21 protein-coding genes and 1 pseudogene are annotated in these 22,449 nt (G+C 59.2%); 12 read left to right on the forward strand and 10 right to left on the reverse strand.

Features of this window, described 5'->3' with window-relative positions; all coding sequences use genetic code 11:
- Positions 1-18: 18 nt before the first annotated feature.
- Positions 19-1,092: an alanine racemase gene (gene alr / locus M1D87_RS25630; protein ID WP_123085530.1), complete on the reverse strand. Its 1,074-nt coding sequence runs from the start codon at positions 1,090-1,092 to the stop codon at positions 19-21.
- A 148-nt stretch (positions 1,093-1,240) separates the two neighbouring features.
- Entirely contained in the window at positions 1,241-2,545 is a 1,305-nt protein-coding gene (gene dadA, locus M1D87_RS25635; RefSeq protein WP_039612325.1) for a D-amino acid dehydrogenase, read from the reverse strand.
- 156 nt (positions 2,546-2,701) lie between these two features.
- Between dadA and dadR the strand changes: the two genes are divergently transcribed.
- Entirely contained in the window at positions 2,702-3,190 is a 489-nt protein-coding gene (gene dadR, locus M1D87_RS25640; protein WP_003258963.1) for a transcriptional regulator DadR, read from the forward strand.
- Between the two features lie 2 nt (positions 3,191-3,192).
- On the opposite strand, the gene M1D87_RS25645 is transcribed toward dadR, so the two are convergent.
- Positions 3,193-3,546, reverse strand: coding sequence for a YkgJ family cysteine cluster protein (locus M1D87_RS25645; RefSeq protein WP_013974780.1), 354 nt, complete (start codon positions 3,544-3,546; stop codon positions 3,193-3,195).
- 199 nt (positions 3,547-3,745) lie between these two features.
- Between M1D87_RS25645 and M1D87_RS25650 the strand changes: the two genes are divergently transcribed.
- Positions 3,746-5,038 (forward strand): NAD(P)/FAD-dependent oxidoreductase, encoded by a 1,293-nt coding sequence (locus tag M1D87_RS25650; RefSeq protein WP_085588791.1) that lies wholly within the window; start codon positions 3,746-3,748, stop codon positions 5,036-5,038.
- A gap of 150 nt (positions 5,039-5,188) precedes the next feature.
- Here the strand turns inward: M1D87_RS25650 and M1D87_RS25655 are convergent, their stop codons facing one another.
- Entirely contained in the window at positions 5,189-5,419 is a 231-nt protein-coding gene (locus tag M1D87_RS25655) for a DUF1127 domain-containing protein (protein WP_039612328.1), read from the reverse strand.
- Between the two features lie 178 nt (positions 5,420-5,597).
- On the opposite strand from M1D87_RS25655, the gene M1D87_RS25660 reads away from it, so the two are divergent.
- Together M1D87_RS25660 and M1D87_RS25665 are read left to right on the forward strand one after the other, a co-directional pair.
- Positions 5,598-7,028, forward strand: a complete 1,431-nt coding sequence (locus M1D87_RS25660; protein WP_024087913.1) for an aminotransferase-like domain-containing protein — start codon at positions 5,598-5,600, stop codon at positions 7,026-7,028.
- Between the two features lie 60 nt (positions 7,029-7,088).
- Positions 7,089-8,645 carry a phospholipase D family protein gene (locus M1D87_RS25665; protein WP_123085528.1) on the forward strand — a complete coding sequence of 519 codons (1,557 nt, stop codon included), beginning with the start codon at positions 7,089-7,091 and terminating at the stop codon, positions 8,643-8,645.
- A gap of 122 nt (positions 8,646-8,767) precedes the next feature.
- Here the strand turns inward: M1D87_RS25665 and M1D87_RS25670 are convergent, their stop codons facing one another.
- Both M1D87_RS25670 and M1D87_RS25675 read right to left on the reverse strand, forming a co-directional pair.
- The gene (locus M1D87_RS25670; RefSeq protein ID WP_232881307.1) at positions 8,768-9,907 is read right to left on the reverse strand and encodes an MFS transporter; all 1,140 of its coding nucleotides are present in this window, start codon (positions 9,905-9,907) and stop codon (positions 8,768-8,770) included.
- Between the two features lie 130 nt (positions 9,908-10,037).
- A complete protein-coding gene (locus M1D87_RS25675; RefSeq protein WP_039612332.1) occupies positions 10,038-11,531 on the reverse strand; it encodes an aldehyde dehydrogenase in 1,494 nt (497 codons plus the stop codon).
- Positions 11,532-11,727: 196 nt separating this feature from the next.
- On the opposite strand from M1D87_RS25675, the gene M1D87_RS25680 reads away from it, so the two are divergent.
- Positions 11,728-12,087: a cupin domain-containing protein gene (locus M1D87_RS25680; RefSeq protein ID WP_003258971.1), complete on the forward strand. Its 360-nt coding sequence runs from the start codon at positions 11,728-11,730 to the stop codon at positions 12,085-12,087.
- Between the two features lie 92 nt (positions 12,088-12,179).
- Here M1D87_RS25680 and rpmG read toward each other — a convergent pair whose 3' ends face one another.
- Both rpmG and rpmB read right to left on the reverse strand, forming a co-directional pair.
- Positions 12,180-12,335, reverse strand: coding sequence for a 50S ribosomal protein L33 (gene rpmG, locus M1D87_RS25685; RefSeq protein WP_003253507.1), 156 nt, complete (start codon positions 12,333-12,335; stop codon positions 12,180-12,182).
- Positions 12,336-12,345: 10 nt separating this feature from the next.
- Positions 12,346-12,582 carry a 50S ribosomal protein L28 gene (gene rpmB / locus M1D87_RS25690; RefSeq protein WP_003258972.1) on the reverse strand — a complete coding sequence of 79 codons (237 nt, stop codon included), beginning with the start codon at positions 12,580-12,582 and terminating at the stop codon, positions 12,346-12,348.
- A 361-nt stretch (positions 12,583-12,943) separates the two neighbouring features.
- Between rpmB and M1D87_RS25695 the strand changes: the two genes are divergently transcribed.
- Positions 12,944-14,551, forward strand: a complete 1,608-nt coding sequence (locus M1D87_RS25695; RefSeq protein WP_024087914.1) for an ABC transporter substrate-binding protein — start codon at positions 12,944-12,946, stop codon at positions 14,549-14,551.
- Between the two features lie 134 nt (positions 14,552-14,685).
- On the opposite strand, the pseudogene M1D87_RS25700 reads toward M1D87_RS25695, so the two are convergent.
- Positions 14,686-14,853 (reverse strand): annotated as a pseudogene (locus tag M1D87_RS25700) (JAB domain-containing protein); the annotation flags it as partial.
- A 73-nt stretch (positions 14,854-14,926) separates the two neighbouring features.
- Between M1D87_RS25700 and M1D87_RS25705 the strand changes: the two are divergent.
- Genes M1D87_RS25705 through M1D87_RS25720 form a run of 4 tightly spaced genes read left to right on the forward strand, consistent with a single transcriptional unit; the run spans position 14,927 to position 20,448 of the window.
- A complete protein-coding gene (locus tag M1D87_RS25705; RefSeq protein WP_223817826.1) occupies positions 14,927-16,093 on the forward strand; it encodes a tyrosine-type recombinase/integrase in 1,167 nt (388 codons plus the stop codon).
- Positions 16,086-17,693, forward strand: a complete 1,608-nt coding sequence (locus M1D87_RS25710) for a site-specific integrase (protein ID WP_003253494.1) — start codon at positions 16,086-16,088, stop codon at positions 17,691-17,693. The genes M1D87_RS25705 and M1D87_RS25710 overlap by 8 nt, the downstream gene beginning before the upstream one ends.
- Complete coding sequence (locus M1D87_RS25715; RefSeq protein WP_003253492.1) at positions 17,690-20,092, forward strand: hypothetical protein; 2,403 nt, start codon at positions 17,690-17,692, stop codon at positions 20,090-20,092. Before M1D87_RS25710 ends, M1D87_RS25715 begins: the two co-directional genes overlap by 4 nt.
- The gene (locus tag M1D87_RS25720; protein WP_003253491.1) at positions 20,089-20,448 is read left to right on the forward strand and encodes a hypothetical protein; all 360 of its coding nucleotides are present in this window, start codon (positions 20,089-20,091) and stop codon (positions 20,446-20,448) included. Before M1D87_RS25715 ends, M1D87_RS25720 begins: the two co-directional genes overlap by 4 nt.
- 8 nt (positions 20,449-20,456) lie before the next feature.
- On the opposite strand, the gene M1D87_RS25725 is transcribed toward M1D87_RS25720, so the two are convergent.
- A complete protein-coding gene (locus M1D87_RS25725) occupies positions 20,457-20,879 on the reverse strand; it encodes a hypothetical protein (protein ID WP_003253488.1) in 423 nt (140 codons plus the stop codon).
- 83 nt (positions 20,880-20,962) lie between these two features.
- On the opposite strand from M1D87_RS25725, the gene M1D87_RS25730 reads away from it, so the two are divergent.
- Both M1D87_RS25730 and M1D87_RS25735 read left to right on the forward strand, forming a co-directional pair.
- Positions 20,963-21,283 carry a helix-turn-helix domain-containing protein gene (locus M1D87_RS25730; protein ID WP_003253486.1) on the forward strand — a complete coding sequence of 107 codons (321 nt, stop codon included), beginning with the start codon at positions 20,963-20,965 and terminating at the stop codon, positions 21,281-21,283.
- A 149-nt stretch (positions 21,284-21,432) separates the two neighbouring features.
- Entirely contained in the window at positions 21,433-21,792 is a 360-nt protein-coding gene (locus M1D87_RS25735; protein ID WP_003253484.1) for a histone-like nucleoid-structuring protein, MvaT/MvaU family, read from the forward strand.
- Positions 21,793-22,449: the final 657 nt, after the last annotated feature.

Raw genomic sequence — 22,449 nt, forward strand, 5'->3', positions numbered from 1 at the left:
CCTGTCCGCTTCAGCGTGTCATTCGCCGATGTAGTCCCGAGGTACCCGCTTCAGGTTGCAGAAAATCTGGTACGGAATGGTACCCGCGTGCGCAGCCACTTCACTGGCCAGCACATGCTTGCCCCACAGTTCGACGGGGCTGCCGACGGTGGCTTCCGGCACATCGGTCAGGTCGATGCTGAGCATGTCCATCGATACTCGGCCGATCAGTTGGGTGCGCTTGCCGGCGACCAGCACTGGGGTACCGTTGGGCGTCTGGCGCGGGTAGCCATCGGCATAGCCCATGGCAACCACACCAACGCGGGTTGGCCGTGGGCTGACGAACTTGGCGCCATAGCCCACCGGCTCGCCGGCAGGCAGTTCGCGCACGCTGATCACCCGCGATTGCAGGGTCATCACCGGTTGCAGGCGCTCGGCCTCGGCCTGGGCCACTTCGAACGGTGTGGCACCGTACAGCATCAGGCCCGGGCGCACCCAGTCGCTGGGGGCGTGCGGCCAGCCCAGTACACCGGGAGAGTTGCGCAGGCTGCACTCGGCGGCCAGGCCCTGGCGTGCGGCCTCGAACACGGCGATCTGCTGGGCGGTAGCGTCGGCATCCAGTTCGTCGGCGCGAGCGAAGTGGCTCATCAGCACGATGCGCGCGACCTTGCCGCTAGCCAGCAGGCGCTGGTAGGCCTCGTGGTAGTCCTTGGGGTGCAGGCCGACGCGGTGCATGCCGCTGTCGAGCTTGAGCCAGACGGTGAGCGGCTTGTGCAGCTGGGTCTTTTCGATCGCTTCCAGTTGCCACAGCGAGTGCACCACACACCACAGGTCGTGCTCGGCGATCAGGGCCAGTTCGCTGGCTTCGAAGAAACCTTCCAGCAGTAGCACCGGGACCTTGATACCGGCGGCGCGCAGCTCCAGCGCTTCTTCGATGCAGGCCACGGCAAAGCCGTCGGCTTCGGCCTCCAGGGCCAGGGCACAGCGCACGGCGCCGTGGCCGTAGGCGTCGGCCTTGATCACGGCGAGGGCTTTGGCACCGGTCAGTTCACGGGCCAGACGGTAGTTGTGGCGCAGGGCCTGGAGGTCGATCAGGGCGCGGGCGGGACGCATGGCGGCTGCCTTATGGTGGTTCACAGGTTGAAAACGGTGTTGGGTTCTTCGCGGCTAAAGCCGCTCCCACAGGGGACCGCACAATGCCCAAGCACATGCGATCCCTGTGGGAGCGGCTTCAGCCGCGAAGAGGCCGGTACAGGCGAACTTACTGCTGGTGAGCCGGCGCAGTCTGCCCGTGCTTGGCCACTTCCGGGCTGTTGCCATAACGGGAAATGTCCAGGCCTTCGGCACTGATCTGCGGCTTCTTGCGCGCAATCAGGTCGGCCAGCAGGCGACCGGAGCCGCACGCCATGGTCCAGCCCAAAGTACCGTGACCGGTGTTCAGGAACAGGTTGCGGAACGCCGTGGCACCAACGATCGGCGTGCCGTCCGGGGTCGCCGGGCGCAGGCCGGTCCAGAAGCTGGCCTGGCTCAGATCACCGCCGCGAGGATAAAGGTCGTTGACGATCATCTCCAGCGTTTCGCGCCGACGCGGGTTCAACGACAGGTCAAAACCGGCGATCTCAGCCATGCCGCCGACGCGAATACGGTTGTCGAAACGGGTAATGGCAACCTTGTAGGTCTCGTCGAGAATGGTCGAGGTCGGGGCCATGTCGGCGTTGGTGATCGGCACGGTCAGCGAGTAGCCCTTCAGCGGGTACACCGGGGCCTTGATGCCCAGCGGCTTGAGCATCTGCGGCGAATAGCTGCCCAGCGCCAGCACGTAGCGGTCGGCGGTTTCCAGCTTGCCGTCGATCCACACGCCATTGATGCGGTCACCCGCGAAGTCCAGGCGCTGGATGTCCTGGCCGAAGCGGAACTCCACGCCCAGCTTCACGGCCATTTCGGCAAGCTTGGTGGTGAACAGCTGGCAGTCGCCAGTCTGGTCGTTTGGCAGGCGCAGGGCGCCGGCCAGGATGCCCTTGACGCCAGCCAGGGCCGGTTCGACGCGGGCAATGCCGTCGCGGTCAAGCAGCTCGTAAGGCACGCCGGACTGCTCCAGCACGGCAATGTCCTTGGCCGCGGCATCCACCTGGGCCTGGGTACGGAACAGCTGGGTGGTACCCAGGCTGCGGTTTTCGTAGGCGATGCCGGTTTCGGCGCGCAGTTCGTCGAGGCAGTCACGGCTGTACTCGGACAGGCGCACCATGCGCTCCTTGTTCACCGCGTAACGGCTGGCGGTGCAGTTGCGCAGCATCTGTGCCATCCACAGGTACTGGTCGACGTCGCCGGTGAGCTTGATGGCCAGGGGCGCGTGGCGCTCCAGCAGCCATTTGATGGCCTTCAGCGGCACGCCTGGGGCGGCCCAGGGCGAGGCATAGCCGGGCGAGATCTGGCCGGCGTTGGCAAAGCTGGTTTCCATGGCCACCGCCGGCTGGCGATCGACCACCGTCACTTCGAAACCTTGCCGGGCCAGATAGTAGGCACTGGCGGTTCCGATCACACCGCTACCAAGTACCAGAACTCGCATCGTTTTATCCCTCGCACGCGGCGCGCCGCAGACTTTTATTGAAATGGCATGAATGCGCGCAGTATAGGAATTTGAAGGCAGTGCAATTCACTATATAAAAGCCTATTATTGGCGAGAATTCTCGGCAAAATCGCCTTTCACGGAGGGGCATCCCCTATGAGAACCCAGCACCAGAGCAAGCGTGAACTGGACAAGATCGACCGTAACATCCTGCGTATCCTGCAGAATGACGGGCGTATTTCCTTCACCGAACTGGGCGAGAAAGTTGGGCTTTCCACCACCCCTTGCACCGAGCGGGTCCGCCGCCTGGAGCGCGAGGGCATCATCATGGGCTACAACGCCCGCCTTAACCCGCAGCATCTCAAGGGCAGCCTGCTGGTGTTCGTGGAAATCAGCCTGGACTACAAATCGGGCGACACCTTCGAGGAGTTCCGCCGCGCGGTGCTGAAACTGCCCCACGTGCTGGAATGCCACCTGGTTTCAGGCGACTTCGACTACCTGGTGAAGGCGCGTATTTCCGAGATGGCCTCTTACCGCAAGCTGCTCGGCGACATCCTGCTGAAGCTGCCGCACGTGCGCGAATCGAAGAGCTACATCGTGATGGAAGAGGTGAAGGAGAGCCTTTGCCTGCCGATCCCGGACTGAAGTCAGACCAGCACTTGGCGGGTGGTGGCAATGAACTGGTGGACCAGCTGCTCGGCAGCGGGCTCGATCATCTGTTCAGGGCCACGGCCACGCGGGCAGGCCAGGCGCGGGGTGGTGCCGAACAGACGGCAGATCATCGGGCGCTCTTCATACACCGTGCAGCCGTTGGGGCCCAGGTGCACACAGTCCAGGCGCTCCAGGGCGGCGTCCTGCTCGGCCTGGGACTTGCGCGGCAGGCGGGCCATTTCTTCCGCCGAAGTGGTGACCGGGCCGCAGCAGTCGTGGCAGCCGGGCTCACACTCGAAGGAAGGGATGAGTTCGCGCAGGAAGTGGATCTTGTGGCGGTTGCAGGACATGGCAAGGTACAAGTTTGAGAGCTGAGGTTGGATTATAGGGCCAATCGCCGGCAAGCCGGCTCCCACAGGTACACCGTCGGTCTCAAGTGCCACGCCGACCCTGTGGGAGCTGGCTTGCCGGCGATGAGGCCGGTTGCCCCTCCCCGAAGCCCCGGCTTATCCTCCTCCCCCTCAGCCCACCAGCCTCAGGACCTGCCCAATGATCCACAGCGCGCAGCACGCCGCCTCCTACTACGCCGCCAGCAGCGCGCCACACCCCGACCACTCCTTCCTGCAAGGCGAGCACAGCGCCGACGTGTGTATCGTTGGCGGCGGCTACTCGGGCCTGAACACCGCCATCGAACTGGCCGAGCGCGGCTTTTCGGTCATCCTGCTGGAGGCGCGCAAGCTCGGTTGGGGCGCCAGCGGGCGCAATGGTGGCCAGCTGATCCGTGGCGTTGGCCACGGCCTGGAGCAATTCCTCCCGGTCATCGGCGAGGAAGGCGTGCGCAGCCTGAAACTGATGGGCCTGGAAGCGGTGCAGATCGTCCGAGAGCGCGTCGAAAGGCATGCCATCGCCTGCGACCTGACCTGGGGTTACTGCGACCTGGCCAACAAACCCGCCGAGCTGCTGGGCTTTGCCGAGGATGCTGAAGAACTGCGCAGCCTTGGTTACGCACATGAACTGCGCCTGGTCGGCAAGGACGATATCCACAGCGTGGTCGGTGCCGACTGTTATGTCGGCGGGCTGGTCGACATGGGTTCCGGGCACCTGCACCCGCTCAACCTGGCCCTGGGTGAAGCTGCCGTGGCCAGCCGCCTGGGCGTGAAGCTGTTCGAGCAGTCCGAGGTCACACGCATCGATTACGGCCCGGAAGTACAGGTGCACACCGCACAAGGCCGGGTACGCGCCAAAACCCTGGTGCTGTGCTGCAACGCCTACCATAACGACCTCAACCGCGAGTTGGGCGGCAAGGTGCTGCCAGCCGGCAGCTACATCATCGCCACCGAGCCACTGGGCGAAGAACGTGCCCGTTCGCTGCTACCGCAGAACATGGCGGTATGTGACCAGCGTGTGGCACTGGACTACTACCGCCTGTCCGCCGACCAGCGCCTGTTGTTCGGCGGTGCCTGCCACTATTCGGGCCGCGACCCGAAGGACATCGCCGCCTACATGCGGCCGAAGATGCTCAAGGTATTCCCGCAACTGGCCGACGTGCGCATCGACTACCAGTGGGGCGGCATGATCGGCATCGGCGCCAACCGCCTGCCGCAGGTTGGCCGCCTGGCAAGCCAGCCGAACGTGTATTACGCCCAGGCCTACTCGGGCCATGGGCTCAACGCCACCCACCTGGCTGCACGCCTGCTCGGCGAGGCCATCAGCGGCCAGGAAAGCGGGCGTTTCGACCTGTTTGCCAAGGTGCCACACATCACCTTCCCTGGCGGCCAGCACCTGCGCTCGCCGCTGCTGGCGTTGGGGATGCTGTGGCATCGCCTGAAAGAGCTGATCTGAGCCACCGCACCTGCCCTGTGGGAGCGGGCATGCCCGCGAACACCGGCGAAGCCGGTGCCAGCCACCGCGTCGCCTGTTTCGCGGCGGTTCGACGCCTCGACACGCCCGCTCCCACAGGGACTGTACATTCTTCAAAAACCGGTATGAACTTCAGTCTTTCCAGAAGGGCTTACGCCCTTCGGTCCGGGCCTGCTCCCAGCTCAGCCCGATATCGCGCAACTCGTCATCGGTCAACTGCAGCAGCGCCCTGCGGGTGTGCCAGCGATGCAGCATCAGCCCCCAACGCCCCAACCCTTCCGGCGCGTTGAACACCTTGGCTTGCTGCCCGGCTTCCAGTTCCTTGGCCAACAGTTGCAAGCGCACATCGCTCATGCCACCCATCACCGCATCCTCTCGTTCAGTTGATACTGTGGAGAAAGCATGCGCGTCGACAGCACCGGCAATACAGATCCAATACAGCCTTATTATTCCCATACAGAATTGGCCGCAGGCCGACTGAATGCTGTATTTTCAGCGCAACTGTACCGGTCGCCACGCTATTGCAGCGCAGGAGTATGCCGTGACCCTTTACCTGAACCTCGCCGAACTGCTCGGTGCCCGTATCGAACAGGGCCTCTACCGCCCCGGCCAGCGCCTGCCGTCAGTGCGCGCCCTGAGTGTGGAGCACGGGGTCAGCCTGAGCACCGTGCAGCAGGCCTACCGCATGCTGGAAGACAGCGGCATGGTCTCGCCCCGGCCCAAGTCCGGCTACTTCGTCAACGACCACCGCCACCTGCCGGCCCTGCCCGCCGTCAGCCGCCCGGCCCAGCGCCCGGTGGACATCTCGCAATGGGAGCAGGTGCTCGAGCTGGTGCGCAGTACCCCACGCCAGGGCGTGATTCAACTCGGTCGCGGCATGCCCGACATCGACAGCCCCACCCTCAAGCCACTGCTGCGCAGCCTTGCCCAACTGAGCCGGCGGCAGGACATGCCCGGGCTGTACTACGACAACATCCACGGCAACATGGCCCTGCGCGAACAGGTGGCACGGCTGATGCTCGACTCCGGCTGCCGCCTTGGCCCGGCCGACCTGGTGATTACCACTGGCTGCCATGAGGCGCTGTCCTGCAGCATTCGAGCGGTATGCGAGCCGGGCGATATCGTCGCGGTCGACTCCCCCAGCTTCCACGGCGCCATGCAAACCCTCAAGGGCCTGGGCATGAAAGCCCTGGAAATCCCCACAGACCCGGTTACCGGCATCAGCCTGGAGGCGCTGGAGCTGGCATTGGAGCAGTGGCCGATCAAGCTCATCCAGATCACCCCCAGCTGCAACAACCCTCTCGGCTACATCATGCCCGAGGCTCGCAAGAAGGCACTGCTGAGCCTGGCCCAGCGCTACGATGTGGCCATCCTGGAAGATGATGTATACGGCGACCTGGCCTACACCTACCCGCGCCCACGCACCGTCAAGTCGTTTGACGACGACGGCCGCGTGTTGCTCTGCAGCTCTTTCTCAAAGACCCTCGCCCCCGGCCTGCGGGTTGGTTGGGTAGCGCCCGGTCGTTACCTGGAGCGGGTGCTGCACATGAAATACATCAGCACCGGAAGCACGGCCAGCCAGCCGCAGTTGGCCATTGCCGACTTCATCGCCGGTGGGCACTACCAGCCCCACGTACGGCGCATGCGCAGCCAGTACCAGCGTGGCCGCGATCTGATGAGCGACTGGGTGACCCGCTACTTCCCGGCGGGCACCCGGGTCAGTCGACCGCAAGGTGGCTTCATGCTGTGGGTGGAATTACCCGAACATTTCGATACGCTGCGCCTGAACCGGGCTTTACTGGAGCAGGACGTGCAGGTTGCCGTGGGCAGTATTTTCTCGGCCTCGGGCAAGTTCCGCCACTGCCTGCGCATGAACTTCGCCGCACGGCCCACGCCGCAGATCGAAGCTGCCGTGCGCAGGGTTGGTGAAACCGCCCTTCGTCTACTGGAAGAAGAAAGCGCCGGCGCGTAACTTTGCGCCGCCCGCCACGGTCCAACCATTTAAGCCTTTGCTGCACAGGACGATCCACCCTTGAGACTCCAGCGAGCCCTGCCTCTGCTGCTGGTGCTACTGCTTGGTCTTGCCGGCTGTGCCAGCGTCGGCACGCCCCGCGAAACCAGCCAGGCGTTACCCGCCAACGACTCGGCCTTCGGCCGCTCGGTACTGCGCCAGGCCGCGCCGTACGACGGCCGCTCGGGCTTTCGCCTGCTGCCCAACAGCAACGAGGCGTTCCGCGCCCGTGCCGAACTGATCCGCAACGCCCAGGCGAGCATCGACCTGCAGTACTACATCGTCCACGATGGCCTCAGCACTCGTGCACTGGTTCATGAACTGCTGCGCGCCGCCGACCGTGGCGTGCGTGTGCGCATCCTGCTCGACGACACCACCAGCGATGGCCTGGACGTCATCATGGGCACCCTCGATGCCCACCCGAACATCCAGATACGGGTGTTCAACCCGCTACACCTGGGCCGCAGCACCGGCGTGACGCGCGCGGTGGGCCGCCTGTTCAACCTGTCGCGCCAGCATCGGCGCATGCACAACAAACTGTTCCTGGTGGACAACAGCATGGCCATCGTCGGCGGGCGCAACCTGGGCGATGAGTATTTCGATGCCGAACCCAACCTCAACTTCACCGACATCGACTTGCTGAGTGTCGGCCCGGTGGCCGAACAGCTCGGCCACAGTTTCGACCAATACTGGAACAGCGCCCTGAGCCGGCCGATTACCGACTTTCTCTGGCGCGACCCGGATGTCAGCGACCTGCGCGCCAGCCGCCACCGCCTGGAAGTGTCACTGGCCGAAGCCAGGACCCAGCGCAAAGCCCTGTATGACCGTTTGATGGCCTACCAGTCGCAGCCACGCCTGGATGTTTGGCGCAACGAGCTAATCTGGGCCCATGCCCAGGCGCTGTGGGATGCGCCGAGCAAGGTGCTGGCCGATGACGAACCGGACCCGCAACTACTGCTGACCCAGCAACTGGCTCCTGACTTGAGCAAGGTGCAACGCGAGCTGATCCTGGTATCGGCGTACTTCGTGCCCGGCGAGTCCGGCCTGCTGTACCTCACCCACAGCGCCGACGCGGGTATCTCGGTCAAGCTGCTGACCAACTCGCTGGAGGCCACCGACGTGCCGGCAGTGCATGGCGGCTATGCACCATACCGGCGGGCACTGCTGGAGCATGGCGTACAACTGTATGAGCTGCGCCGCCAACCCGGTGACCCCAGCGCCCGGCACAGCTTGAGCTTCCATGGCAGTTCGGACTCGAGCCTGCACAGCAAGGCGATCGTGTTCGACCGGCGCAAGACCTTCATCGGCTCGTTCAACTTCGACCCACGTTCGGTGTTGTGGAATACCGAGGTCGGGGTGCTGGTGGACAGCCCGGAGCTGGCCGAGTACACCCGCGCACTGGCGGTACAGGGCATGGCCCCGGCCTTGAGCTACCAGCCGACGCTGGTGGGTAACCAGATGGTGTGGGTGACCGAAGAAAATGGCAGGCGACGCATGCTCACGTCCGAGCCGGGCGGGATTTGGCGGCGGTTCAATGCCTGGATCAGCAAGGCGGTTGGCCTGGAGAAGATGTTGTAGCGGCGATTTTGGGGCTGCTTTGCAGCCCATCGCGACACAAGGCCGTTCCTACATGGGATCGCGTATCTCCTGTAGGAGCGGCCTTGCGCCGCGATGGGCCGCAAAGCGGCCCCAAAAAACAATCAGGCAGAAGCCGGCTCAAACGCTCCGCGCCGCCGGGTCAACACCACCAACCCCGCAGCCCCCGCCGCCATCAGCAACGGCAATGCATGCCCGCTGATCCACTGGCTCCCTGCCCCAGCCAGCAACGGCCCGAGCAGGCAGCCGATACCCCACAGCTGCGCCACATGGGCGTTGGCCCGCACCAGCGCATCATCCCGGTAGCGCTCACCAATCAGCACCAGCGACAAGGTGAACAAGCCCCCCGCACTGGCCCCGAACAGCACCCACAGCGGCCAGATCGCTGGTGTATGCAGCAGCACCGGGATCGCCAGGCTGGATACCAGAAGAGTCACCGCACAGCCAGTGAACAGAGCGCGCCGCGACATATGATCGGCCAGCGCACCGATGGGCAGCTGCAGCACCGCGTCGCCCACCACCACGGTACTGACCATGAAAAGGGCGATTTCGGTGCTGAAGCCCTGTTGCAGGCAATACACCGGCAACAAGGTCAGGATCATCGCCTCGAACGAGGCAAACAGGGCAATGGCCCAGGCGATCACCGGCAAGCGCCGGCAGAAGGCGAACAGGTCGCCGAAGGTGACGCTGCAGGCCTCTGTGCTGGGTGCCCCGCCACGGCCCAGGAGAATCAGCGGCGCCACCAGCAGCAGGCCGGTAGCGGCCCAGAAGCCGAAATCGTCATCCGAGCCGAGAAAGCCCAGCAGCAGCGGCCCGGCGAGCTGGCTGAGAGCATAGCTGCTGCCGTACAACGCCACCAGGCGGCCGCGCCATTGCTCGACCACCAGCTGATTGATCCAGCTTTCGCCGAGGATGAACACCACGGTCAGCGACATACCGATCAGCAACCGCAGCAGCAGCCACAGCGGGTAACTGGGCAGCAGTGCGACCAGGCCAATCGACAGCGCCCCGCCCCACAGGCACAGGCGCATGGCCGAGGGCACACCGACCCAGCCGGCCAGGCGACTGGCCAGACTGGCACCTACCAGCACGCCCAGCGCCGGCATCGCGGCCATTACACCGATGGCGAAGCTGCCGTAGCCCCAGGCCTCCAGCCGCAGGGATACCAGCGGCATGCTCACGCCGAGTGCCAGCCCGACGCTTAGCACCGATGCCAGTACGGCGAAGTAGGTACCCCAACGCATCCTTGACCTCTTGAGTTCTTGGGGCTGCTTTGCAGCCCATTCGCGGCACAAGGCCGCTCCTACAGGGAAACGCATACCCCTGTAGGAGCGGCCTTGTGCCGCGAATGGGCCGCGAAGCGGCCCCACGGGATTACAGCTTGATCCAGGTCGCCTTCAGCTCGGTGTACTTCTCCAGCGCATGCAGCGACTTGTCACGGCCGTTGCCCGACTGCTTGAAGCCACCGAACGGCGCGGTCATGTCGCCGCCGTCGTACTGGTTGACCCAGACGCTGCCAGCGCGCACGGCGCGGGCGGTCTTGTGGGCCTTGGAGATGTCCGAGGTCCAGATGCCAGCGGCCAGGCCATACGGCGTGTCGTTGGCAATGGCGATGGCTTCTTCGGCGGTATCGAAGGCGATCACCGACAGCACCGGGCCGAAGATTTCTTCCTGGGCGATCTTCATGGCGTTGGTCACGCCGTCGAAGATGGTCGGCTCGACATAAGTGCCACCGGTTTCTTCCAGGGTGCGCTTGCCGCCGGCCAGCAGCTTGGCGCCGTCCTTGTGGCCAGCCTCGATGTACGACAGCACGGTGTTCATCTGCTGGGTGTCGACCAGGGCACCGACAGTGGTCTGTGGGTCCAGCGGGTTGCCTGGCTTCCAGCCTTTCAGGGCCTCGACCACCATCGGCAGGAACTTGTCCTTGATCGAACGCTCGACCAGCAGGCGCGAGCCGGCGGTGCACACTTCGCCCTGGTTGAAGGCGATGGCGCTGGCGGCAGCTTCGGCGGCAGCTTGCAGGTCCGGAGCGTCAGCGAAGACGATGTTCGGGCTCTTGCCGCCGGCTTCCAGCCAGATGCGCTTCATGTTCGATTCGCCCGCGTAAACCATCAGCTGCTTGGCGATCTTGGTCGAACCGGTGAATACCAGGGTGTCGACGTCCATGTGCAGGGCCAAGGCCTTGCCCACGGTGTGGCCGTAGCCTGGCAGCACGTTCAGCACGCCAGCCGGGATACCGGCTTCGATGGCCAGCTGGGCGATGCGAATGGCCGTCAGCGGCGACTTTTCGGACGGCTTGAGCACTACCGAGTTACCGGTGGCCAGGGCCGGGCCGAGCTTCCAGCAGGCCATCAGCAGCGGGAAGTTCCACGGTACGATGGCACCGACCACACCCACCGCTTCGCGGGTGACGAGGCCGAGCTGGTCATGCGGGGTCGGGGCGACTTCGTCGTAGACCTTGTCGATGGCTTCGGCAGTCCAGTGGATGGCATTGGCCGCGCCAGGTACGTCGATGCTGGAGGAGTCGCCGATCGGCTTGCCCATGTCCAGGGTTTCCAGCAGCGCCAGCTCTTCGACGTTCTTGCGCAGCAGGTCGGCGAAACGGATCAGCTTGGCCTTGCGCTTGGCCGGGGCCAGCTGCGACCACACGCCGGAATTGAAGGTGGCACGGGCGTTTTCCACAGCGCGGTTGGCATCGGCCAGATCGCAGCTGGCAACCTTGGCCAGGAAGCGTCCGTCGACCGGGCTCAGGCACTCGAAGGTTTCACCAGATGCGGCATCGGTGTATTCGCCGTTGATGAAGGCACGGCCTTCGATCTTCAGTTGCTGGGCACGTTGTTCCCAGTCCGCACGAGTCAGGGTGGTCATACGAAACTCCTCCTCTTGTTTAGGTGCAACGCCGCACTGAGGACTCACAGGCGTTGTCAGAATTCTGCCCCAGCGTCGAGGGCATTTTGGCTACCGACACCCTAAACCAGCCGGTGTAAACTATCAATATATTTGACACGAAAGGCTCAAAAGCCTACTCATGTGCATTTTATTAAACAACAACAGGAGCCGAACCATGAGCATCGACAGCATAATCGACTTCGCGCAGGTCATTACCGAGGCCGAACGCTACCGCCCGGCGGCGGAAAAAATCCTCAAGGGCGAGCCAGACCAGGCTGTCTACAACCATTATTCCAGCCCGTGCGGGCAGTTTGCCGCGGGCGTGTGGGAAGGCGAGGTCGGGCAGTGGACGGTGAACTACACGGAGCATGAGTACTGCGAGATCGTCCAGGGCGTCTCGGTGCTGCGTGACCAGGATGGCGGAGCCAAGACCCTGCGTGCCGGTGACCGGTTTGTCATCCCGGCTGGCTTCAAGGGCACCTGGGAGGTGCTCGAGCCTTGCCGCAAGATCTATGTGATGTTCGAGCAGAAGTAAGCCTCTGGGGCTGCTTTGCAGCCCAGGCTTTCTTGCAGGCATAAAAAAACCCGCATCCTTTCGGAGGCGGGTTTTTTCAGGTCGCCGATCAATTACTTGATCTTGGCTTCCTTGTACACCACGTGCTTGCGAACAACCGGATCGTATTTCTTGATCTCGATTTTGTCCGGAGTGGTGCGCTTGTTCTTGTCGGTGGTGTAGAAGTGGCCAGTGCCAGCACTCGAAACCAGACGGATCAATTCACGCATGACGTTCTCCTTAGAACTTTTCGCCGCGAGCGCGCAGCTCGGCCAGCACTACGTCGATACCACGCTTGTCAATAACGCGCATGCCTTTGGCAGATACGCGCAGACGCACGAAACGCTTCTCGGATTCAACCCAGAAACGGTGGTGCTGCAGGTTCGGCAGGAAACGACGACGGGTTTTGTTGTTTGCGTGGGAAATGTTGTTCCCGGTTACTGGACCCTTACCAGTAACTTGACAGACTCTCGACATGACTCAGCCCTCTAAAACCACATGCCCAACCCGGCATGGGTTGGCCGCTTAATCTCTCAGTCTTTGGCGCCTGGGCGCCGTGATTCTGGAGGTCTTATCGGCCGCATTCGCTGATGCGACAGGCCGAGCCCCTAGAAAAGAGCGCTGCTTTATACCAGAAAGACTCGGCCGCAACAACATTAGATGAATATTGACACGAGCCCCGACGCGCCGGGCCAGCATAGCGGCAGGCCCCGCCAGCCGTCGACCGCTCGTCGCCAATTTTGTAAAAAAGGGTGTGGTCATTTCCCGACGGGCACACTAGGGTAGGCCTTTTCCAGACTGCACTGGCAGATGGGCCACTGACAGCCAAGGAGCCACTATGCGTGCCGCCGCCCTTTCCTTATTGTTCAACTCCTTGTTCGCCGCAGGCGCCCTGATCGCCGCCAGCGTTGCCCAGGCCGCCCCGCTGAGCGTCTGCAGCGAGGCCAGCCCCGAAGGCTTCGACGTGGTGCAGTACAACTCACTGACCACCACCAACGCCACAGCCGATGTGCTGATGAACCGCCTGGTGGAGTTCGACGCGGCGCAAGGCAAGGTGGTGCCGAGCCTGGCGGCCAGCTGGACGGTATCGGCCGACGGCCTGATCTACGACTTCACCCTGCGCGATGATGTGAACTTCCACACCACCGCCTACTTCAAGCCAAGCCGCCCACTGAACGCCGACGATGTGCTGTTCAGCTTCCAGCGCATGCTCTACCCCGCCCATGCCTGGCACAAGACCGCGCCGGGCGGCTACCCGCATGCCCAGTCGCTGCAACTAGGCAGCCTGATCAAGGCGATCGAGGCACCCGCGCCAAACACCGTGCGCTTCACCCTCAACCACCCGGACGCCACGTTCCTGGCCACGTTGAGCATGGGCTTCGCATCGATCTACTCCGCCGAGTACGCGGACAAACTTCTCAAGGCCGGCACGCCGGAGAAGCTCAACAGCCAGCCGATCGGCACCGGGCCGTTCATCTTCCAGCGCTTCCAGAAGGACGCCGTAGTACGCTATCGCGCCAACCCTGACTACTTCGCCGGCAAGCCGGCGGTCGACCCGCTGATCTTCGCCATCACCACCGATGCCAACGTGCGCCTGCAGAAGCTCAAGCGCGGCGAGTGCCAGGTCGCGTTGTCGCCCAAACCGCTGGACATTGCCGAAGCTGGCAAGGACGGCAACCTCAAGGTGGCCACCACCCCGGCGTTCATGACCGCCTTCGTCGCCATCAACAGCCAGCACCCGCCGCTGGACAAGCCGGAGGTGCGCCAGGCCATCAACCTGGCCTTCGACAAGCAGGCCTACCTCAAGGCCGTGTTCGAAGACTCCGCGGTGGCCGCCAACGGCCCCTACCCGCCCAATACCTGGAGCTACGCCAAGGACCTGCCCGGCTACCCGCTGGATCTGAAGAAAGCCAAGGCCCTGCTGACAAAGGCCGGCCTGGCCGAGGGCTTCAGCACCACGATCTGGACCCGCCCGTCGGGCAGCCTGCTCAATCCCAACCCCAGCCTCGGTGCGCAGATGCTGCAGGCCGACCTGGCCAAGATCGGCATCAAGGCAGAGATCCGCGTGATCGAGTGGGGCGAGCTGATCCGCCGCGCCAAGGCGGGCGAGCATGACCTGCTGTTCATGGGCTGGGCGGGCGACAACGGCGACCCGGACAACTTCCTCAGCCCGCAGTTTTCCTGCGCCGCGGTGAAGTCGGGGACCAACTTCGCACGCTTCTGCGACAGCCGCCTGGACCAGTTGATCAGCGCCGGGCGCACCACCAACGACCAGAGTGTGCGCAGCCGGCTTTACCAGCAGGCGCAAACCTTGATTCAGCAACAGGCGCTGTGGGTGCCGCTGGCGCACCCGACGGCGGCGGCCCTGCTGCGCCAAGGGGTCGAGGGGTATCAGGTGAGCCCGTTCGGGCGGTTGGATTTCAGCAAGGTGTCTGTGAACAAGTAAGCCTGCACCGGCCTCTTCGCGGGTAAACCCGCTCCCACAGGGACCGCGCCAACTTTCAACATGGCGCTATCCCTGTGGGAGCGGGTTTACCCGCGAAAGGGCCGGTACTGGCAGCACAAAGCTCCAGTTTTCCATCAGGCCACAATCCACCCATGCTCGACCATCGACAGCGGCTCCCCGTCACCGATGATGATGTGATCCAGCACCCGCACATCGATCAACGCCAGCCCCCGCTTCAACGACAGGGTCAAATGCACATCGTCCTGGCTGGGCTCACTGTTGCCCGAGGGGTGGTTGTGGCACTTATGGTATATGTTCGGAAACGTTGCAGATCTGGAGCTACCGATGCCAGACGTCCCTTTCTGCGAGATCCGAATGATTCGTACTGCCTCCAGCGGCCTCAGGCCATACCTGCTGGTGCAGGGGGTTCCAGTGATCCTAGCAAACCTCTGGGCGGAGGATTTGCTCCACAGATCGCGTCTCAATACCGTCGAAAATTACCTACGTGACATCGCTATCGCGTACGAGTGGGCTCTCAGCCGAGGTTCTCCACTGGAAGCGAAGCTTGAGCGCCTAGCGGTGTTCAGCTCAGCGGAACTGACATCGCTGGCCGAACGCCTCTGCTCCACCAAACGCGGTGCGGGTGCGAGCCAATCGACATGCACCCGACGACTCGAAGCTGTCAAATCATTCATAGATTTCTCCTTCGAGCACTACGTTGAGCTCAATCGACTAGGTCTACTTGAGCAAAGCCAAGCGGAAAAAAACAAAGCCAAGAATCTGCGAAATCTTCAAAAAAAAATCACCAAGATTGCATATCAATCAGAACCGCCGCTACCAGCAACGCCACTTGACTCCGGCGGACAAGCCTTATTCAAAGGGGTGCTCAGTCCTGATGACTTTAGGAACCCATTCCAAAGTAAACAGATACAGGCACGCAATTACTGTCTGTTCTTAGTAATGCTTGAAACACTTGCCAGGCGTGGCGAAGTGGTTCTCATAGAACTCGACGACGTTGACCTTGGTCCCTCACCTACAATACGCATCAAGCGCCCAAGCGATATCAACAGGGAGCGGAGACTGGACGGGGCTAGTCTCAAGACGCGCGGTCGGATAGTCCCCATAACCGCATCGGTAGCCGCGGTTCTGAACGAATACATTTCCGATCATCGCCCTAAACTGATCAAACCAAAAAGACCTTGTACAGCCCTATTCGTGAGTTCCCGTGACGGGAGACGGCTATCTGCGCGAACCGTAAACACCATTCTTCGTACCGTTGCAGCCAGCCTCGGCTTGCCAAACTTTTCAACACGAATTCATCCGCACGGCTTGAGGGCGACAGGGGCAAATATAGCTCGCAAAAAGTTTGAAAAAAGTGGCGCCAACAGCATTAATGTAAAAGATGCTCTGGCGTATCTGGGCGGATGGAGCCCCAGCAGCGAAAGTGTTCAGCGCTACTCTCGACAGGCCATATCTGATCGGCTCGGCGAAATAATCAGAAGCTCAGACAGCTCAAATTTTCGAGGCAATGAAGATGATTAAAATTTCGCCTGCCGAACTCGTAGCCGAGATTGAATGTCGCTTCGGCATCGAGGCCGATGCCTTTCCTTCCACAGTCAAATCCACCTTCGGTCAGGCTATAACAATTCACAACAATGATGCGTGGGTTGAGAGAATAACGGTAGAGATTGTCGGGTGTGCTCCGATGAATATTGCGTGGAGCAAGCCCCTACATTCTAACTTGTTAGTTGAGTGGCTACTCAGAGGGTGGTTCATCGACAGACTCCAAACCCACATCGACCTTAGGCCTCTGATTGTCGTCCAGCGGCTTCTGGCCCAGCATAAATTTTCGGGAAATGACGCGGATACTATTGGCAATAGGTTATCGACATTTGCTGTACGTGAATGCACTCGATTAAAAGCATCAAGCTGGTATGAGGAGCTAGTTGCTCTTCGAGTATTTTATCGATGGTGCTTGGATGAAGAAGTCCCAGGCTTCAACGAACATGACAGCCTTGAACTATCACAGCTTACAGTAAAGGCGCATGATAACAGGCATTTAGTCACGATGCGAGATGATGACTTTGGCCCTTTCACTCGCGTACAACTCGCGAACATTGAGATGAAGCTTGCCAACAATCCGCTCATCACTCATGCCCAACGCACGCTTTTTTTGCTCTGTCGCGACTGGGCTCTTCGCCCTATACAGTTGGCCCTAATGCAGGTTACTGACTTCGGGATCGATGAGGGCGGCCCCTTTGTAAAGGTGCCGAGTGTTAAAGGAATTAGACGTTCAAGGCTCAGGAGGCATCCGAGCAACCTGGTAAAACGTTACATCGCTAACGATACTGCAGAGGCAGTAGAACTTCAGTGCACTTTAGCTGAGACCCAATGCAATGCCGCATCGAAGGAAATCAACGCGATATGTGCCAGGCATGGAATAAGCACTCCAGTACTTCCTACGCCGTTGTTTCCCTCGGCGTACACAACCGAAAACCGCCTTTTACGCTTCCTCACCAACCCCAAGCTGACACCATTCACATTACATCTCGACAACCATAGAATAAGTTATGCGCTAACATCTCTCACTTGGATACTCCAGTTACCAGACCCTCATCGACCCATACAAAAAACAGAGCCCTTCATGCGGATCACCGCGTACCGACTGCGCAGGACCAAGGCTACTTCAATGGTTCTTTCCGGTGCATCCCCTGAAGAGGTCGCTGAAGCTTTAGATCATTCAAATCTGAACTCTATAAAGCACTACTTCCATTACAACCTTGAGCTGCAAGAGTTCATAAATACGACCCACATGGCAAGCCCGGAGATCAATGCAGCCGTGCAGATGTGGTGCGGCAAATTCATGGAAGAAATCCCTGACAGATCCGCGCTAAGGCCAATAAGTGGCTTAGGATCATGCAATTCTGAAGAGCCATGTCCTTACCACCCGACGGTCACTTGCTATGCATGCCCTAAATTCAGACCTAGCCGTCATGCTAATCATGAAGGGGCTTTAGCAGACATCACTAAATTCCAGCAGATGCTCGGGAGCAATTCCACTGGCGCTATGGCCCAACAGGTCGAAGCAGCAATTCACGGCGCTAAGTCAGTAATCATTGCTGTGAAGGAGTTGAAAGAATGAGCATATCAATGATGGTCTTAGACGACCGATACAAACATGCAGAGCAACAATTTAATGACCTCAAGGCCAACGGATTAGTAGCAGGAGATTTCGAGGGCAAGGTATGGCAGTATCGATCGAGTAATATTCCCTTCACATCACTCGATCCTCTCAACAGGCGAAATCAAGACCAACCCCCTCTCCCGCTAGTGATTGGCAAGCTTGCGCGCTGCTTTATAGTTAAAGAAATTCTGGCACATCCGTCAGCAGAGCTGATTATCGGCAGAATGGCCTCGATTAGGCATCTATCCGCAGTAATGGATAGCGAAAACATTGAGTGGAGCGACATAACGCGCAAAGTCTTCGACCGCACCGTAGACTCGATCAGGCATGGACGTTCAGACTCTACCATTTACCATAGAGCAAATGCCCTCAAGGCATTTGTTGATTTCCTCAACCAACTTAGCGTAATGGTCGATGGAGTACTGCTGCGATTCGTCGATAGGTTTATCAAATGGCAAACTGGGATACCCAACCCGACTCATAGTGCGCTTGAACTCACATCACGAGAGTTTCAGCAAAGAGAAGAAAATCTATACTCTTCTGACTTGCACAAAGGGATTGCACAAGCCAGGTGGTTGATCAAGCAGAACCCACATTTGGAGCCAACTGCGGGCTTCGATAGAATTCGACTTGAGGCGACCTGCTTTGGAATGGCGCTCGGTTTGAGAGTTGGTGAGATCGCGAATCTTCCAAAGAGTTGCCTTTTCCAAGATCCCAACACTCACACGACGTTCGTACGAGTGCCTGTAGAAAAAAACTGCATCCCCAACGCCGTACCCGTCGCAGACCTATGGAGCGCACCACTCACCGAAGCGTACGAGTACTTGCTGGCTGTCACTCAGGATGCTAGAGAGCGTGCTCTTGACATTGAAACCAATGGTTTCTCATTTATAGATAAAGCACTCGCAGCCTATCGCGCTAACCATCCGTTAGATCCCGGCGCGGTGGATCAACTCTCATCGTTGGATCTGCCCGTAGAACATCACTACTTTGTTGAGGAGATATGTAAGTGCTTCCCCGTATCTCCAAAAGAGCTCTACAGTGGTGGGCGATTTTACAGCAGCAGCGTTGAACTCCCTAGAATAACGGCCGCTCGAATCGCAATTTGGATAGATGAACGAATGCATAATTGGGATTGGTCTAATTTTCTCAATGAGTACAAAAAGAACTGTTATAGCGTATCCGTCATTGACATTGCAAAACACACAAAATCCTCCGAGGCGTCAGTAAAAAAGAGCAAATGGTTTGTAGATCACCTGCGCACCTTTCTCAAGGGAATGGTTCACGACGGGCTTTTCAAGCCTGGAAACAATCCTTCACATGCGCAACTCTTCGACATCCGGAATGAGTGGGCAAGCATCAGAGAACTTATGTTATCTCAAAGAGGATTCGGGGCGGGAGTACCATCCCTGGTCATAGATATCAGACTGCTCAAGCGCCTTTTAGAAGATAAATACAGATTTCACCTGCGACGCCATTTTGAAGAACAATTTTCAATGCCTGGTGATGGAAGTGAAGCACCTTATCATGCGAAGCACACTGCCAAAGGTTATCCTAGCAAGCTGAGTGACAACTTACTTGTAATCTGGGAAAACCAGTTTGACTCGATATCTGAGCTAGGGATCATCCCCCGCCCCCTATTTAGAGCCGATCTCTACAACTATCTCTCTTCGAACTCCTCAAAAAAAACAATCTTTCAGCGCCTTGACCTACGAGGGCAAGACGGTGAAATCTTTTCCATCACTCCTCATCAAATCCGTCGTTGGGTTACCACGGCAATTCTTCGTTCTGGTCCCTCTGAAACAGCTGTGGACCTATGGATGGGGCGAACCCCACGCCAAAGCCGTCAATATGACTACCGTACTGCCAAAGAGCGAGCAGAATATGTGAGATCTTTATACTTGGCCGTTGACCCTCCCCCAGACTTTTTGGGCAGGCTAGTAATCCGATGGCGGGAGGAGTCAATCGCTGACGAACAAATCGAAGAGATGATCATCGAGAAACTCAGCATTCTCAACCTAACGCCTTGGGGCGGGTGTACACGTGAGCTCTATATCAGTCCGTGCGACAGGGGCCTCATGTGTATCAGAGGCTTCGGTACAGATTCTGGATGTAAATCCTTTCACCTGAACCCTGATGATCTGGAAGCAAAGGCCGCTATCGAGAGCTTACTCAGCGAGTACGAGAAAATTTTGAGGGCAATTTTTGACAACCAAACTGACATCACGTCTAGTATTGAGGCTGAGCTCGATAATACTCACGCTTTCGATCAGCACGTTCTGTTTGTGATGGATATGGTTACGAGCTGCAAAACGGCCTTAGAAGCTTACTCAAAACCTAAGAAGGCTTCATCATGAAGCAGGAAAAAAAATGGAAGGACCACGTGCGGTCCATTCTCGCCGAATATGAGGCCGGACGGGTTCAGGAACCGCTCACCCAAAGTGGCCTTGCCCAGCAGGCGGGTGTTAGTCGTCAAACGCTCTGGAGAGATGAGGAAATACGATCTTTATATACGGCCACTCAGACCCATCTTAAAGACTTCAAAAAGGTCGGGCGTAAAAATAGTGATGCGAGAATTTATGCTCTCGAAGCACAGCTACAAAAAGCACGCATGGAGAACAATCGATTAATTCAGACAATCGTCAAAGCCGCTCAGCTAATGACCGAGGATGCAATTGACCCAAGACGATACTTCGAAGATACCACGAGCTGACTCACCAGCTATCCTCGTCTGTAAAGTTCCTTGAAGAAGCCATACTCACGGCACTCGGAGCTGTTAGGCTGGTAATACCGACGACCGCCTTGAACGGTGTAACACCTGTACAAACGATCCTCGCTTTCATGAATGACCTCCAGATGCTCCATCGCCCACCCGCTACTACCGTTCATCCACCCGGGAGTAACAATCTGAAGGGATAACTCAACGGCACCATTCAGGGTTAAACGCGTGAACTGCTCCAGCCCACGCATGTCCTCCAGAAAGAAGACCTCCACACACGTGTCCTCTCCCCGCTCCCTCGTCACCGTGATGTGAATCCATGGCGATGACAGCCGTTGCTCCACGAAATGCCAAGCCTGCTGATCCTCAGCCAGCCAGGCGAAGGAGCGATCCACCTCTGCCCATCGGTTGGTGATAAACATCATGACCCCCTCTCAAATGAACAGCATACATTGTAGTCATATACTGTTCACGGGTGCCTCATCTTTCCTTTTGCGGAAGATGCAAAGTGGAATTGAGACAGGCATTCGGTCGGGTTCTGAAGTGGATGCGAGTCCAGCAAAAGCTGACCCAAGAAGACTTCGCGACGGTGAGCAGTCGTACCTACATCAGCACGCTGGAAAGGGGACGATACGTCCCGACCATCGAGAAACTGGACACCATCGCACCAGTGCTGGGAGTTCATCCGATCACATTACTGGTTGGGAGCTATGCCCTCAAAGAGAACCGAGCAGTGGCAGAGTTACTCGCTCAAATCACTCAAGAAGCTGAACGCATGGACCTTGCAACGGCCTTCCCGGACTCAAGCAAAACCTCACACCAGAGCTGATCACCACCTGCTAATGCCGCGAAGCGATTGCCCAAGCGCCAATGGGGGGACTGGATTTTGCTCTATTGCAGGGCTGTTTAGGCCACAAGATACTTAGCACGCTTTCTGTCTAGCCTGATAAAATCTCAGGCCACTTCTTGGAGAATCTCATGTCCCGTCTCGCTGAATTTCGCCTTCTCGAACAACAGCTCGCCGCGCAGCTCGCCGAACTGGAAGCACTGAAGAATGATTCCGCCCTGAAGCAGGAAATGGAATTCGAAACGAAGCTCCGCAACCTGCTCAACGATTACGGCTACAGCCTGCGTCACGTGATCCAGATCATTGATCCGCAGCCCGTAGATTCCGGATCTATTGCACAAAAACCTGCACGGAAACCACGAGTAGTGAAAACCTACAAGAACCCGCATAGCGGAGAAGTCGTTGAGACGAAGGGGGGCAATCAGCGCACTCTGAAGGCCTGGAAGGCAGAGTACGGTGCCGAGGTGGTTGAGTCCTGGTTAGCCAACTGACTGTGCTGTAGTCGACCTGTGGCAGGAGCATAAACGTGAATCGTCGCCAAATGCGAATTCCCATTCTGGGGCGCGACGATTTTTTTGGTAGGTGGTAATGACACACCATTTATGCGCATTAAATAGAGGTCCACTTCAGAAACGGACGCTCCAAAATGCGCAATGCTCTCGTCACAATCTCAGTAAACACCCTCGCAAGCATCCTGGCTGGTCTCATGCTCCACTGGATCACCCCCCCTCCTACTGCCGAAGCCATTCGATCCGGGATCGCGACGCCTGTCTCACCGTCTAAGTCGGTTACCGAGCCTTGACATCTGCACCTCCGAATCATGTGGCCGGCTTACCCAGTGGATGCCTCAAAAAAGCAGAACTTGGGGACCAGTTCGCGCCCCGCCCGAAGCGCATGAAGTGATGTTCCGTTTTTAGACCAAGCGAGAGCACGCCAGGCTTACAAGTCAGTTGCATGATCAGCTGAACGAATTGCTGGAGCATTTCGTAAACCTCAACGAGGGGCTGTACTTCGGGGGCGGATGTCACGGTATTGCAGAATTTCACTATGCTCGATGCGGAGGATGAAGACTTCGTGCATTACAGCCTGCACGACTGGTTCAGTTTTGGAGACGCCATAGAAGACGACGATTTGCTGATTGAGCGGCC

The organism is Pseudomonas sp. SA233, from assembly GCF_054792385.1.